The sequence below is a fragment of the Mesorhizobium sp. WSM4830 genome, assembly GCF_055811495.1.
Map to the genome: position 1 here is coordinate 1 of NZ_JBVVQI010000013.1, position 14455 is coordinate 14455.

16 protein-coding genes are annotated in these 14455 nt (G+C 63.7%); 13 read left to right on the top strand and 3 right to left on the bottom strand.

Annotation, left to right across the window (positions count from 1 at the left end):
* The first annotated feature begins 287 nt into the window (after nucleotides 1-287).
* From AC0L2Y_RS17610 to leuC, 4 genes are all read left to right on the top strand, one after another.
* Nucleotides 288-1085 (top strand): transporter substrate-binding domain-containing protein, encoded by a 798-nt coding sequence (locus AC0L2Y_RS17610; protein WP_352468079.1) that lies wholly within the window; start codon nucleotides 288-290, stop codon nucleotides 1083-1085.
* A gap of 269 nt (nucleotides 1086-1354) precedes the next feature.
* Entirely contained in the window at nucleotides 1355-2167 is an 813-nt protein-coding gene (locus AC0L2Y_RS17615) for an amino acid ABC transporter permease (protein ID WP_473558169.1), read from the top strand.
* 52 nt (nucleotides 2168-2219) lie between these two features.
* The gene (locus AC0L2Y_RS17620) at nucleotides 2220-2855 is read left to right on the top strand and encodes a class I SAM-dependent DNA methyltransferase (RefSeq protein ID WP_473558171.1); all 636 of its coding nucleotides are present in this window, start codon (nucleotides 2220-2222) and stop codon (nucleotides 2853-2855) included.
* A 407-nt stretch (nucleotides 2856-3262) separates the two neighbouring features.
* Nucleotides 3263-4672, top strand: a complete 1410-nt coding sequence (leuC, locus tag AC0L2Y_RS17625; protein WP_473558173.1) for a 3-isopropylmalate dehydratase large subunit — start codon at nucleotides 3263-3265, stop codon at nucleotides 4670-4672.
* A 57-nt stretch (nucleotides 4673-4729) separates the two neighbouring features.
* Here leuC and AC0L2Y_RS17630 read toward each other — a convergent pair whose 3' ends face one another.
* Nucleotides 4730-5041: a hypothetical protein gene (locus tag AC0L2Y_RS17630; protein WP_473558175.1), complete on the bottom strand. Its 312-nt coding sequence runs from the start codon at nucleotides 5039-5041 to the stop codon at nucleotides 4730-4732.
* A 161-nt stretch (nucleotides 5042-5202) separates the two neighbouring features.
* Between AC0L2Y_RS17630 and AC0L2Y_RS17635 the strand changes: the two genes are divergently transcribed.
* Nucleotides 5203-6399 (top strand): GGDEF domain-containing protein, encoded by a 1197-nt coding sequence (locus AC0L2Y_RS17635; RefSeq protein ID WP_473558178.1) that lies wholly within the window; start codon nucleotides 5203-5205, stop codon nucleotides 6397-6399.
* Nucleotides 6400-6477: 78 nt separating this feature from the next.
* Nucleotides 6478-7698, top strand: coding sequence for a GGDEF domain-containing protein (locus tag AC0L2Y_RS17640; protein ID WP_473558180.1), 1221 nt, complete (start codon nucleotides 6478-6480; stop codon nucleotides 7696-7698).
* On the opposite strand, the gene AC0L2Y_RS17645 is transcribed toward AC0L2Y_RS17640, so the two are convergent.
* Nucleotides 7682-8041 carry a hypothetical protein gene (locus tag AC0L2Y_RS17645; RefSeq protein WP_473558182.1) on the bottom strand — a complete coding sequence of 120 codons (360 nt, stop codon included), beginning with the start codon at nucleotides 8039-8041 and terminating at the stop codon, nucleotides 7682-7684. The genes AC0L2Y_RS17640 and AC0L2Y_RS17645 overlap by 17 nt on opposite strands.
* Before the next feature lie 252 nt (nucleotides 8042-8293).
* Between AC0L2Y_RS17645 and AC0L2Y_RS17650 the strand changes: the two genes are divergently transcribed.
* From AC0L2Y_RS17650 to AC0L2Y_RS17680, 7 genes are all read left to right on the top strand, one after another.
* Nucleotides 8294-8674 carry a hypothetical protein gene (locus AC0L2Y_RS17650; RefSeq protein ID WP_473558184.1) on the top strand — a complete coding sequence of 127 codons (381 nt, stop codon included), beginning with the start codon at nucleotides 8294-8296 and terminating at the stop codon, nucleotides 8672-8674.
* A gap of 242 nt (nucleotides 8675-8916) precedes the next feature.
* Complete coding sequence (gene sdhC / locus AC0L2Y_RS17655) at nucleotides 8917-9336, top strand: succinate dehydrogenase, cytochrome b556 subunit (RefSeq protein ID WP_292663224.1); 420 nt, start codon at nucleotides 8917-8919, stop codon at nucleotides 9334-9336.
* A gap of 1 nt (nucleotide 9337) precedes the next feature.
* Nucleotides 9338-9733 (top strand): succinate dehydrogenase, hydrophobic membrane anchor protein, encoded by a 396-nt coding sequence (gene sdhD, locus AC0L2Y_RS17660; RefSeq protein ID WP_292663226.1) that lies wholly within the window; start codon nucleotides 9338-9340, stop codon nucleotides 9731-9733.
* A gap of 3 nt (nucleotides 9734-9736) precedes the next feature.
* Complete coding sequence (sdhA, locus tag AC0L2Y_RS17665; RefSeq protein WP_473558186.1) at nucleotides 9737-11575, top strand: succinate dehydrogenase flavoprotein subunit; 1839 nt, start codon at nucleotides 9737-9739, stop codon at nucleotides 11573-11575.
* Between the two features lie 2 nt (nucleotides 11576-11577).
* A complete protein-coding gene (locus AC0L2Y_RS17670) occupies nucleotides 11578-12015 on the top strand; it encodes a DUF3052 family protein (RefSeq protein WP_352493190.1) in 438 nt (145 codons plus the stop codon).
* Entirely contained in the window at nucleotides 12015-12794 is a 780-nt protein-coding gene (locus AC0L2Y_RS17675) for a succinate dehydrogenase iron-sulfur subunit (protein WP_292663232.1), read from the top strand. The genes AC0L2Y_RS17670 and AC0L2Y_RS17675 overlap by 1 nt, the downstream gene beginning before the upstream one ends.
* A gap of 228 nt (nucleotides 12795-13022) precedes the next feature.
* A complete protein-coding gene (locus AC0L2Y_RS17680; protein WP_473558189.1) occupies nucleotides 13023-13661 on the top strand; it encodes a YceH family protein in 639 nt (212 codons plus the stop codon).
* Between the two features lie 211 nt (nucleotides 13662-13872).
* On the opposite strand, the gene AC0L2Y_RS17685 is transcribed toward AC0L2Y_RS17680, so the two are convergent.
* The gene (locus AC0L2Y_RS17685; RefSeq protein ID WP_352643715.1) at nucleotides 13873-14298 is read right to left on the bottom strand and encodes an OsmC family protein; all 426 of its coding nucleotides are present in this window, start codon (nucleotides 14296-14298) and stop codon (nucleotides 13873-13875) included.
* Between the last annotated feature and the right edge of the window lie 157 nt (nucleotides 14299-14455).

The following is a 14455-nucleotide window of genomic DNA, read 5'->3' on the forward strand; positions in this document are numbered from 1 at the left end:
CCGAACCGCCCTGTACGGACCCGTACGCAGGGTGGTGTGGGAGGGGAGGAACTGCGAAGCTCCCCCCTATCCCGATTCGCGAGGCGGATTCTATTTTGCCGGACTGCGTCGGCCGCAATCGATACGGATCGTTCCGTAATGCCGCCGTTGAAAGCATTGGAATCCATTTTCGTGCCGAACGCCGCATCGGAGCGGCTTGCAAGGCGCCGGCGGAAAGCTAAAGTCGGCGCCGGATTTCCTGCATGCCTCGGCCGATCGAGGCGGTTCAGTTCCTGGGGAGCATCGTCATGATCAATTCGAAACTGCTGCTGGCCGGCCTGCTGGCTTGCCTTCTCGTGCCTGTCGCGGCCCTGGCGCAGGCGCTGCCCGACCTCGGCGGCAAGAAAGTGGTGGTGGTGACTGAAAATGCCTATCCGCCGCTGCAGTTCATCGATGCCAAGACCGGCAAGCAGATCGGTTGGGAATATGACGCGATGAACGAGATTGCCAAGCGGCTGAACTTCAAGGTCGAGTACCAGAATACCTCCTGGGACGCGATGATCCAGGCGGTTTCCGACAACCAGTACAACATCGGCATGACCGGCATCACCATCAAGGATGACCGCAAGCAGAAGGTCGATTTCTCTGACCCCTACATGCGCTCGGAGCAGTTCATGCTGGTGCGCGGCGACGAGAAGCGCTTCAGCGATGCCAAGACGTTCGCCGCCTTCAAGGATGGGCTGATCGGCGCGCAGGCCGGCACCACGCCGTTCTACACCGCCGTCTACAGCGTGCTCGACGGCAATGAGCAGAACCCGCGCATCAAGCTGTTCGAGACATTCGGCGCGACGGTGCAGGCGCTGAAGGCCGGCGACGTCGACGTCGTGCTCACCGACGGCACTGCCGGCAAGGGCTATGTCGATGCGTCCAATGGCGGGCTGAAGCTGATCGGCGGGCCGCTCGGCACCGAGGATTTCGGCTTCATCTTCCCCAAGGGCTCCGACCTGGTGAAGCCGGTCAACGCGGCGATCGCCGCGCTCAAAGCCGACGGTACGCTCGACGCGCTCAACAAGAAGTGGTTCCTTGATTACAAGATGGGGCAGTAGGCCCGCTTGTTGCGCGTCTTGCGTGACGGTCATGGGCAGAAATTCGCACTGACTTCGTTCCTTCGCGCCCCCCTCTGTCCTGCCGGACATCTCCCCCACGAGGGGGGAGATTGGCGGCTTCTGCGAAGACGCACCCTTTTCAACATCGTAGATTGGCGGAAGCAGTCGCAACAAGCGATCTCCCCCCTTGTGGGGGAGATGTCCGGCAGGACAGAGGGGGGCGCCGTAGAGCGCCGTCCCCCCGACGTTCTCTTGGCAGGCGTCACCTGATGCCTCCCGCATCCTCCACCGCCAAATCCGACTTCCCGTGGTGGCTTGCCGTGGCCGTGGCGATCGCCTTGGCCGCCGCCATCTTCATCGCTGCCAGCGACCTCTATGCCCAGGTGTTCGCGACCGTCGCCAAGGGCATCGGCGTCACCATCTTCGTCACTGTGGTCGCCTTCGCGCTGGCTTGCGCGATCGGCCTCGGCGTCGCGCTGATGGGCCTGTCGGGCTCACGCTCGCTCAGCCAGATCGCCCGCTTCTATGTCGAGATCATCCGCGGCGTGCCGATGCTGGTGCTGTTGTTCTGGATCGCCTTTGCCGGCGCGCCGGCCTTCGTCGCGGCATGGAACGCGCTGACGGCGCCGCTGCAAAGCGCCGGCCTCTTCGGTGAGCTGCTGGTACGCGACGTGTCGCTTTTATGGCGCGCCGTCATGGCGCTGACCATCGGCTATTCCGCCTTCATCTCGGAGGTGTTCCGCGCCGGTATCCAGGCTGTCGAGAAGGGCCAGATCGAGGCGGCGAAGGCGCTCGGGCTGACGCGCACGCAGCGCTTCCGGCTGGTCATCTTTCCGCAGGCGATCCGCACTATCCTGCCGCCGCTCGGCAATGATTTCGTCGCCATGGTCAAGGATTCCTCGCTGGTCTCGGTGCTCGGCGTCGCCGACATCACCCAGATGGGCAAGATCTATGCCGCCGGCTCGTTCCGCTTCTTCGAAACCTATTCGATCGTCGCCTATATCTATCTCATGCTGACTGTCGGCTTGTCGCTGGCCCTGCGGGCGCTGGAGAAGCGGCTGCGCCACCAGAATGGGCAATAGAAGGCAGGCGAAATCGGCGCTACCATCGAGCGGACGCGACCGGGGAGGACCCATGATCATCGACAAGGCCAATGCGGCGCTGGAAGCGGTTTACACGGCCGACACGCCTGAGGCGCTCGCCAAGGCCTATGCGGAATGGGCCGCGACCTATGACGGCGAAACCGCGGCACTCGGCTATCTCCTGCCGTTCCTGATCACCGCCTGGGTGGCGCGCCACGTACCGCCGGGCGAAGGACCGCTGCTCGACGCCGGCTGCGGCACCGGCCTGTCGGGGCCGTCGCTCAAGGCGCTCGGCTACCACGACATTGCCGGGCTCGACCTGTCGCAGGACATGCTGAAAATCGCCGGCAGCCGGCAGGCCTACAGCGAGCTGGAACAGGCGATGCTCGGCGGGCCATTGCCCTGGGCGGACGGGTATTTCCGCGCCTTCTTCTCGACCGGCGTGTTCACCATCAGCCACGCACCGGCGTCGGGCCTGCATGAACTGGTACGCATCACCAGGAAGGGCGGCCACGCCATCTTTACGGTCCGTGACCAGGTGTTTGAAAGCGGCGGGTTCAAGGCCGTGTTTGGCGAACTGGAGCAGGCGAAAAAATGGCGGCCGGTCGAGGAGAGCCCATGGTTCCGCTGCTATGCGATCGGCGAGCCCGAGGCGCTGGTGAAAACGTTTGTGTTCGAGGTGCTGTGAGCGGCGGCGCTTCCCTTCTCCCCTTGTGGGAGAAGGTGGCCGAGCGAAGCTCGGTCGGATGAGGGGTGTTCCAGCTTGGCATGACGGCGATCCGTCCAACACCCCTCATCCGTCTCGGCGCTGCGCGCCGATTCACCTTCCCCCACAAGGGGGGAAGGAAAGCCGCATCGCCACCCGCCGATTGCTGAAAAGCCAAAACATTGATATGAGCAGCGCCATGGAAGAGCTTTTTGGCGATCCGGCCTATAAGGGTTTCGTGCTGCAGGACAGAAAACGCCTGCCGTCGCGATTTTCCGCGCGCGTCTGCGGGACGCTGACCAGCCGACTTAGCTAGGGCGGACTCGCCAGGCTGTTTCGCCGGGCCGACCGGCGTCCTTTTCCCTTTTTAAATCGACGGATTTACGCAAATGAGCGCACCGCGCACCCTCTACGACAAGATTTTCGACGACCATGTCGTCGACCGCCAGGACGACGGCACATGCCTGCTCTATATCGACCGCCATCTGGTCCACGAAGTCACCAGCCCGCAGGCATTCGAAGGCCTGCGCATGACCGGCCGCAAGGTTCGGCATCCGGAAAAGACGCTGGCCGTGGTCGACCACAATGTGTCGACCTCGCCGGAACGCAAGTTCGGCATCAAGAACGAGGAAAGCCGCATCCAGGTCGAGGCGTTGGCCAAGAACGCCAAGGATTTCGGTATCGAATACTATTCCGAGAAGGATATCCGCCAGGGCATCGTCCACATCATCGGTCCCGAGCAAGGCTTTACGCTGCCCGGCATGACCATCGTCTGCGGCGACAGCCACACCTCGACGCATGGCGCGTTCGGGGCGCTGGCGCATGGCATCGGCACCTCTGAAGTCGAGCATGTGCTGGCGACGCAGACGCTGATCCAGCGCAAGGCCAAGAACATGCTGGTGCGCGTCGACGGCGCACTGCCGGAAGGCGTCACCGCCAAGGACATCATCCTGGCCATCATCGGCGAGATCGGCACGGCCGGCGGCACCGGCTATGTCATCGAATATGCCGGCGAGGCGATCCGTGCGCTGTCGATGGAAGGCCGCATGACGATCTGCAACATGTCGATCGAAGCCGGCGCGCGCGCCGGGCTGATCGCGCCCGACGAGACCACCTTCGCCTATGTCAAGGACAAGCCGCGCGCCCCCAAGGGCGATGCCTGGGATGCCGCGCTCGCCTACTGGAAGACGCTGCAGTCCGACGAAGGCGCGCATTTCGACAAGGTGGTCGTGCTCGACGCGGCAAAACTGCCGCCGATCGTCTCCTGGGGCTCATCGCCCGAGGACGTGGTCTCGGTGCAAGGCATCGTGCCGAACCCGGACGACATCACCGACGAGAACAAGCGCACGTCCAAGCAACGCGCACTCGACTATATGGGCCTGAAGCCGGGCACCAAGATCACCGATATCGAACTCGATCGCGTCTTCATCGGCTCCTGCACCAATGGCCGCATCGAGGATCTGCGCGCCGCCGCCAAGGTGATCGAGGGCAAGAAGGTCAACCCGCGGGTCAGTGCGATGATCGTTCCGGGCTCCGGCCTGGTCAAGGAACAGGCCGAGGCCGAAGGCCTCGACAAGATCTTTGTCGCCGCCGGCTTCGACTGGCGCGAGCCGGGCTGCTCGATGTGCCTTGCCATGAACGACGACCGGCTGAAGCCGCATGAGCGCTGCGCCTCGACTTCGAACCGCAATTTCGAAGGGCGCCAAGGCTTCAAGGGCCGAACGCATCTGGTGTCGCCGGCAATGGCCGCGGCGGCGGCGATCGCCGGCCATTTCGTCGACATCCGCGAGTGGAAATAGGGCGGGCGCGCGCAATCGGATATAGGTGCCCGAGCCGCAATGCGGTTCGGGCATTCTTCAGCCGGGCCGTCTTACGAATTCGTGGAATCCCTCACGGCGGCCGGGTTGATCCTTTGCGACGACCAGCGCCAGTTCGCGCTCGTCGAAGAGTTTGAACCATTCGTCCCATTCGACCAGTTCATAGCCGCCGGCATTGACCGGGCGTTCGGCCTCATCCTGGTCCTGATAGGCATGCTGGCCGAAGACCAGCCTCAGCATGGGCTGCGTTCCGGCTTCGGGCGACACGTCGACGATCGCCGGAAAGCCGGCGCGCGCCGCGGCCCATGAGCGAATTGCTTCGTGATCGGTGAGCATGATCGTGTCGGCCATCGGAGCGTCTCCTGGTTTGCCGTCGTGAAACGCCGCTCGCCGTTCGCGGTTCCGGCCAGCGGCTTTGTCGACGCACCTGTCGTATATTCGCTTTCGCTTAACCGCTTGTTTGGGCTTCCGCTCTAACGTCTCCTGAGGGAAGCGAGGGGAAATTACAGCGCTTGGACACCGGACTGCTCATAGCGCTGCTCAATCCAGCTATCGCCCTCACACTCGGCACGGCATTTCTCGTGCTGTGGTTCTATCAGCGTCACCGTCCCTATCTGGCTGTGCTGGCGGCGGGCTACTCGGCCTCGGCCGCAGGCTTCCTGCTCCAGTATTTTACTTTGCCGGTCGGCATGGCGCCGACCAAGCTTATCTCGATCCTGTGCTTCACCCTTGCCACCTGCTGTCTCGCCGGCGCGGTCATTGCGCGCTACGGGCGGCGCGTGCCTTACCCGGCGGTCGGCATTCTGGCCTGCGGCGGACTGGCCGCGTTCTCGTGGTTTCTTTTTGCCCGGCCGGATCTCACCTGGCGCATCCTTGCAATCAATTTCAGCTTCGGCGGCATCAGCCTGGTTGTCGCCGCCGAGTTGCGCGTGGTGCGCAACAACGGCCCGACGGAAATGATCTTGTTCGTGCTGTCGCTGCTTTCCGGCCTGAACTTCCTGGCGCGGACCCTTGCCGTCGTCATCGCGCATGGGCCGTTCGCCAGCTATGAAGGGCTCTACACCTCGTCCTACTGGACGACGGCGCTGCTGTCGCATGCATTGCTGTCGCTGCTTATTGCACTTCGCCTGTTCGGCGCCGCCGCGCTCGATGTGATGAAGGCCCTGAAGACCGAAACCCTGACAGACCCGCTGTCGGGGCTGCTCAACCGCCGCGGTTTCGAAGAGCGTGCCACGCTTGTCCTGCAGCACTGTGCCACGGCGCGGTTGCCGGTTACGCTGGTGCTGGCCGATCTCGATCATTTCAAGGCACTCAACGATCAGTATGGCCACGCAGCCGGGGATCGCGTCATCGCCGACTTCGCAGCCAAGCTTCTATCGGCTGCAGGCACGGGTGGCGTTGCCGGCCGCATCGGCGGCGAGGAGTTTGCCGTGCTTTTGCCGCTCAGCGACCTTGGCGCGGCAAGACTGTTTGCCGAAACCATTCGCACGCTCTATTCGGCGGGCAGAATCGACGGGCTTCCGCCCGACACAAGAGTGACCGCGAGCTTCGGCGTGGCCGCCCGTACCGGCGACGAAGGGCTGGACCCGCTGATGCGGCGCGCCGATGAAGCGCTCTACAAAGCCAAGGGGAATGGCCGCGACAGCGTGTGCCTATCCTACCAGCGGCCTGAAACGGTCGTCCTTCCCAATCGGACCAATGCCGGCTAAGCGTCAGCGGCGGCGTCGAATTAACGTCTTTTTCGCGCCTCGGTGATTTGCTGTTCGGCGGGGAGTGCCAAAAACGCCATGGGCAGCGCTAATTTCATCCTGGTGATCAACCTGTTCGTTGCCGGGCTGCTGGCGGCGGCCTTCATCACGATCGCGGTCTATGACGCCGGCCGGGTTTCGGCGCGCTGGCTGGCGTTCGGCTATGTGCTCGGCATGGCTTATTTCGCGATCGAGTTCAGCATTCCTGCCTTCGACAATGCGCGCCCCGTGGTTGTCGCCGCCTTTGCCGCCTTCCTTGGCGCAACCGTCGCCTTCAATGGCGGGCTTGCCCATAAATACCGCGTTTCGCCGCCTTGGCCGCTGATGCTGTTCTTCCTGGTCTTCGCCACCCTCGCGGTCTACTTCGTCCAGGACCTGCCACGCCAATCCTTTGTGCGAATGGCGGCCTATCAGCTTCCCTATGCGGCCATGCAATTCACCGGGCTGGCGATCGTCTTGTCGTCCAGGCAAAGACGCGAGCGGCTCGACAATATGCTCATGGCGGTCCTGGCGGCCAGCACTTTGCAGTTCGCCAGCAAACCCTTCATCGCCCATGCGCTCGGCGGCTGGGGTGCCAACCCGCAATCTTATGCGCAGACCAGCTACGCGTTGGTCTCGCAGTCGATCGGCACCGTGTTCGGCCTGGCGCTTGCGCTGGTGACGATGGCTATCCTGGTCCGCGACGTGCTCGCCGAGGCGACGTCGAAATCGGAAACCGATACGCTTTCACGGCTGCTCAACCGTGGCGGCTTCGAGCGCCATGCCGAGATCGCGCTGCGCGACGCCATGCGGCGGGCCGCTCCAGCGGCACTGGTCATTGCCGATCTCGACCATTTCAAGCGCATCAACGATACTTACGGCCACGCGTCCGGCGATCGGGTCATCGAGACCTTTGCCGGTTTTCTCCGCGATGCAGCAGCCGACCATCACGTCGCCGGCCGTATCGGCGGCGAGGAATTCGCTATTTTCCTGCCGGGGACCAATCTGGCCGCCGCCCGGCTCTTTGCCGAGGGCACGCGCAGCGCCTTCGGTGCCACGCCGATCGACTGCCTGCCGGCGGATCACCGCTGCAGTGCCAGCTTCGGCGTTGCCGAGCTTGGTCCGGGCGAAAGCTTTTCCGACCTGCTGCGGCGCGCCGACAAAGCGCTCTATCAGGCGAAGGGCAGCGGCCGCGATTGCGTGCGTGTCTCGGTGGGGTCGGCTGTTGCCCTGCCGGCGCCGTCGACAAAGGGCGGCGTGGCCGTCAGCGGCAGGGGCTGAGCTCCGGCATTTCGCCGTCGGAGAGGCCGTACATATAGCTGCGGCCCTTGACGAAAACCGGCGGCCTGTAGCAGTCGCCGCCGCGGACATCGTCCGATTCATTCTCGTAGATCACGTCGGGCTGGCCGGCGCTGGTGTAGGCGGACAATTCCTTGGCGAGCTTGCCCTCGCCAACGAGGATACGCTTGTAGCCGGCGGCGCTGTCGATGACGAGATTGCCGAAGGAATCGGCATAGACGCGGTCGTGGTGACGCGTCCCGGCGAGTGCTGGTGTGGCGATGCCGAGGGCGAGCGCCGCCACTAGGAACCAGGGAAGGCGCGATCCTGCTGAATTCGAATGCATGGCGTGCTGCTCCTTTGCTGAGAGGCAAGCCTCCTCGAATCAGAAATTAACCTTTTATTAACCTTTGTTAAGAGGGCAACCGCAGCCGGGGCGAGGTCTCGGAAAACATGGTTAATTTCGAGCACCCACCGGCCATCATTCGGCCATGCCGTGTTCCCACCATCGCCGGCATCGAGCGCGACTCAAAAAGCATGAAAATCCGGGGGCTTGCCGGAGCATCGCGGCGGGTTCGATGCGCGGGAGAAAAGCAGCATGAGATTACGCCGCACGTTTCGGATGGCGCTGGCCATTCCGCCGCTGCTAGCCGCCGCCGCCTGCGCGCCGCAGACCAGCGCGCCCAAGCTCGGCAATACGCCCGCCGCTTCCGTGTCGCTTGCTCCCGCCGCTAGCGAACCGACGGCACGGCAGCCGCGCACTGCAACCTACAAATGCGCCGACGGTAGCGTGATGACCATCGAGAACCTCGGCACGTCGGTGCGCGTGCTCGGCCCCGACGGCACCAGCGCCGAGCTGCCGGCCTCACCGGCCAATCAGACCAGCCGCTACGGCGAGGCGCATGACGCAATCGTGATCGATGGGCGTGATGCGCTGGTGATGAAGGGCGGTGCATCACCGCTGGCCTGTAAACGCTGATCCGCCCCTTGTGGCAGCCATATTTTGCAGTGCAGCGACATTGTGCCGGCTCAAGGCAACAGCCCTAATCGATTGAAGCTGAAAGCCTTGCTTTCATCAGACTAAATTACGTTTTCGAAACGGTTTTCCGGCTTTGACGCGGTGCAAAAAGAGCATTAGAAACCGGCTGTCCGAAGTCGCAACCGGAAGCGGCAATGCCGCATTCCTACCTGAGACTCCAGAGACGCCGAACTGGGGGAGCCATGAGCAAATCACCAGCCACCCGCGAATTTGCCAGACGTGAACGGCCGCTTTCGCCGCATTTGACCGTCTATCGGCCGCCGATCACCATGACGATGTCGATCGTCCACCGCATCACCGGCGGGGCGCTCTATTTCGGCACGCTGCTGGTCGCGCTGTGGCTGATGGCAGCGGCGAGTTCGGAGGCAACCTTCAATGCCGTCAACTGGGCCTTCGGCTCGTGGCTGGGGCGGCTGGTGCTGTTCGGCTACAGCTGGGCGCTGATGCACCACATGCTGGGCGGTGTCCGCCATCTGATCTGGGACACTGGGGCAGGGCTGGAAAAGCATACCGCCTCGAGGATCGCCTGGGCGACGCTGGCCGGCTCGGTCACGCTGACGCTGCTGATCTGGATCGCCGGCTACATGGCGCGGGGAGCCTGACATGAACGGCAAGAACACCGACATGCGCACGCCGCTGGCCAAGGTCCGCGGCCTCGGTTCCGCCCGCGAGGGCACCGGCCATTTCTGGCGCCAGCGGCTGACGGCGATTTCCAACATCCCGCTGGTCCTGTTCTTCGTCGGCTTCCTGATCGCACTCAACGGCGCCAGCTATCTCGAGGTGCGCGCCGCACTCGCCAATCCGTTCGTGGCACTGGTGCTGGCGCTGGTGCTGTTGTCGGTGCTCTACCACATGCGGCTCGGCATGCAGGCGATCATCGAAGATTATGTGCATGGCGAAGGCACCAGACTGGCGCTGCTCGCCCTCAACACATTCTTTCCCGTAGTCGTCGGCGTCGCCTCGGTCTTCGCCCTGCTTAAACTGGCATTTGGAGGCTGAGTTTTGGCCAAGGACGCGAAGAACGCCAATACGGCTTCCGCCTATAGCTATGTCGACCACAAATTCGACGTCGTGGTCGTCGGCGCCGGCGGCGCCGGCCTGCGCGCCACGCTCGGCATGGCCGAGCAGGGCCTGCGCACCGCCTGCATCACCAAAGTGTTCCCGACGCGCTCGCATACGGTTGCGGCGCAGGGCGGCATTGCCGCCTCGCTCGCCAATATGGGCCCCGACAACTGGCAGTGGCATCTCTTCGACACGGTCAAGGGCTCGGATTGGCTGGGCGACACCGACGCGCAGGAATACATGGTGCGCGAAGCGCCGGCGGCGGTCTACGAGCTCGAGCACTACGGCGTTCCCTTCAGCCGCACCGAGGACGGGAAAATCTACCAGCGGCCGTTCGGCGGCATGATGATGAATTTCGGCGAGGGGCCGCCGGTGCAGCGCACCTGTGCGGCCGCCGACCGCACCGGCCACGCCATGCTGCACACGCTCTACGGCCAGTCGCTGAAGCACAATGCGCAGTTCTTCATCGAGTATTTTGCCCTCGACCTGATCATGGAGCCGGACGGCACCTGCACCGGCGTCGTCGCCTGGAATCTCGACGACGGCACCATCCACCGCTTTTCGGCCAAGATGGTGGTGCTGGCGACAGGCGGCTATGGCCGCGCCTATTTCTCGGCCACTTCGGCGCATACCTGCACCGGCGATGGCGGCGGCATGGCCGCACGCGCAGGCCTGCCGCTGCAGGACATGGAGTTCGTGCAGTTCCACCCGACCGGCATCTACGGCGCCGGCTGCCTGATCACCGAGGGTGCCCGCGGCGAGGGCGGCTATCTCGTCAATTCCGAGGGCGAGCGCTTCATGGAGCGCTACGCGCCGTCAGCCAAGGATCTGGCTTCCCGAGACGTGGTCTCGCGCTGTATGACGCTGGAGATCCGTGAAGGTCGCGGCGTCGGACCGAAGAAGGACCATATTTTTCTCCACCTCGACCATCTCGACCCGGCCGTTCTGCACGAGAGACTTCCCGGTATTTCGGAATCGGCAAAGATCTTTGCCGGCGTCGACCTGACCAAGGAACCGATCCCGGTGCTGCCGACGGTCCACTACAATATGGGCGGCGTGCCGACCAATTACTGGGGCGAGGTGCTCAACCCGACGGCGTTGAACCCGGACCAGGTGTTACCCGGTCTGATGGCGGTCGGCGAAGCCGGCTGCGCCTCGGTGCACGGCGCCAACCGGCTGGGTTCGAATTCGCTGATCGACCTGGTGGTGTTCGGCCGTGCGGCGGCGATCCGGGCCGGCCAGGTGATCGACCGCACATCGGCGATTCCCTCGCCCAACGAAGCCGCCGTCGAAAAGATCATGGACCGCTTCGACCGGCTGCGTCACGCCAACGGCTCGACGCCGACAGCGGTTTTGCGCGAAAAGATGCAGAAGGCGATGCAGGAGGACGCAGCGGTGTTCCGCACCCAGGAATCGCTGGAAAGCGGCTGCAGGCGCATTTCGCAGCTTTGGGGCGAGCTCAAGGACGTAAAAGTGTTCGACCGCTCGATGATCTGGAACTCCGACCTGGTCGAGACGCTGGAGCTGGAAAACCTGATGACCAACGCCATCACCACCGTCTATGGCGCCGAGGCGCGCAAGGAAAGCCGCGGCGCGCACGCGCGGGAGGACTTTTCGGCCCGCGACGACGCGAACTGGCGCAAGCATACGCTGGCTCGGCTCAACGAGGCCGGCGAGGTGGCGCTCACCTACCGGCCGGTGCACACCGAGACGCTGCTCAAGGAAGCAGACGGCGGCATCAACCCGGCCAAGATCGCGCCCAAGGCGAGAGTGTATTGACGATGGCGCTGGCGGTTGCGGGATATTCCGGCACGCCCCTTCCGGCCAAGCTCGGCCTGAAGGACGGGATGATTGCCGCTTTCGTCGCCTTGCCGGCCGAACTGGACGACCTTGCCGAAGCCGTGGACTTTGCCGGGCTCGACCGGCTGGCCAACTGGTCAGCGATTTCGGGCGTTCATCAGAAATATGATGCGGTGCATGCTTTCACCCGGCAGCGGGTCGAGATCGAGGACCGTCTTGGCGACGTCGAGGCGGCGATCAAGCGGGACGGCATGGTCTGGGTGTCATGGCCAAAAAAGGCATCGAAAGTGCCGACCGACGTCACCGAGGACGTTATCCGCACAGAGGCGCTGAAGCTCGACCTCGTCGACGTCAAGGTCGCCGCCGTGAACGAGATCTGGTCCGGGCTGAAGCTCGTCATCCGAAAGGACCTGAGGTAATGGTCGAACTCACGCTTCCGAAAAACTCGAAGATCATGGCCGGAAAAACCTGGCCGAAGCCGGAGGGCGCGACCAATCTGCGCGAATACCGCATCTACCGCTGGTCGCCGGACGATGACGAGAACCCGCGCATGGACACGTATTTCGTCGACATGGACGATTGCGGGCCGATGGTGCTCGACGCGCTGCTCTGGATCAAGAACAAGATCGACCCGACGTTGACGCTGCGCCGCTCCTGCCGCGAAGGCATTTGCGGCTCCTGCGCCATGAACATCGACGGGTCGAACACGCTCGCCTGCACCAAAGGCTGCGACGACATTTCCGGCGCGATCAAGGTTTATCCGCTGCCGCATATGGCTGTGGTCAAGGACCTGGTGCCCGACCTCACCAATTTCTACGCCCAGCACGCCTCGATCGAGCCGTGGCTGAAGACGGTGTCGCCAGAGCCGGCCAAGGAATGGCTGCAGAGCCATGAGGACCGCGAAAAGCTCGATGGGCTCTACGAGTGCATATTGTGCGCCTGCTGCTCGACCTCCTGCCCGAGCTACTGGTGGAACGGCGAGCGCTATCTCGGTCCGGCGACGCTGCTGCAGGCCTATCGCTGGCTGATCGATTCCAGGGACGAGGCGACGGGCGAGCGGCTCGACAATCTCGAAGACCCGTTTCGGCTCTATCGCTGCCACACCATCATGAACTGCGCCCAGACTTGCCCCAAGGGGCTCAACCCGGCCAAGGCGATCGCCGAGATCAAGAAGATGATGGTGGAGCGACGGGTTTAGGGTTGCGGCCGGGATTGTCTCATCCGCGGCGATCCTTCGCGCCCCCCTCTGTCCTGCCGGACATCTCCCCCACGAGTGGGGAGATTGGCTGTCATCACGGCTTTCGCCAATCTGCAAAGGTTGAAGGATGACGCGCTGTCGGCGAGGCTGCCGATCTCCCTCCTTGTGGGGGAGATGCCCGGCAGGGCAGAGGGGGGCGCTGTCCCGCCGAGTTCGAAAGGATAGTCTATGACCAACTCCGACCTTCCCATCCTCTCCCCCGTCGAGGCGCGCGTGCTCGGCTGCCTGATCGAGAAGAAGGAGCTGACGCCGGACGTCTATCCGCTGACGCTCAATGCGGCACTTGCGGCGGCCAACCAGAAGACGGCGCGCGAGCCGGTGATGTCGGTCGAACTTGGCGAAGTCAGAAGGGCGCTTGGCCAGCTGGAGCAGAAGGGCCTCGTCAGGCAGGTGTTCGCGTCGCGCGTCGAGCGCTACGAGCATGTCGTGGCGCAGCGCTTTTCCCTGACCTCGGCGCAGATCGCGCTGCTCGGCCTGTTGCTGCTGCGCGGCCCGCAGACGGCCTATGAATTGCTGGCACGAAGCGAGCGCATGGCGCGGTTGCCGTCGATCGAAGAGCTTCGCGGCAACCTCGATCTGCTGATCGGCCGCAGGCCGCCGCTGGTGCAGCAGATCGACCGTGGTCCCGGCCAGCGCGAAGACCGTTATGTCCATTTGCTCAGCGGGCCAGTGGAGGCGTCGGCGGCCTCGGCGCCCCTGCAGTCGTCGCCGGCGTCGGATCTGGAAATGCGCGTGCACGCGCTCGAGCAAGAGGTCGCGGCATTGCGCGCCCGCCTCGACGCGCTGGCCGGCGAAGGCACTACATAGTCACTCGAATGTCGGCGGGACAGCGCCCCCCTCTGTCCTGCCGGACATCTCCCCCTCAAGGGGGGAGATTGCGCTGTCATCTCCACTTTCGCCAATCACCAAGGTTGAAGGACGAGAGCCGTCGCCAAAACTACCAATCTCCCCACTTGAGGGGGAGATGCCCGGCAGGGCAGAGGGGGGCACGAAGGATCGCCGACGTTCGTTTCGCGGCTCACCCGAGCCTGGCGTCGAGCGATACTTTGATGGCGCCGAGCGCTTTTGAAACCGGGCATTCGGCCTTGGCCTTCTCGGCCAATTCCTTGAACTTGGCGGCATCGATGCCCGGCACCTTGCCGACCAGCGTGATCGCGCTGCCGGTGATGCCGGTGCCGGGAACCAGCGTTACCACGGCCTTGGCGTCGAGCTCGGCGGCCGGAGTGCCGTTCTCGGCGAGAAAATGCGAAAGCTGCATGGCGTAGCAGCCGGCATGGGCGGCGGCGATCAGCTCTTCCGGGTTGGTGCCGGATTTGCCGCTCTCGTCCTCGAAACGCATCTTGGCCGAATAGGGCGTGCCCTTCAGCGTCCCGCTCTGGGTTTCGAGTGTGCCTTTGCCTTCCTTGAAACTGCCTTTCCAAACGGCGTTGGCGGTGCGGTCCATCAATTCCTCCTTGATTGTCGTGATTGAGCCCGTGATCGGCATCCAGTCGACTATAGCGCGCGCGGGAGCGAAGGCCACCCGCGCTTTCGTATCGGCCGCAGCGTGACACATCGTGGTGAGGCAAAAAATCGCTCGGGCAAAAAATCGCGAAAAAAAT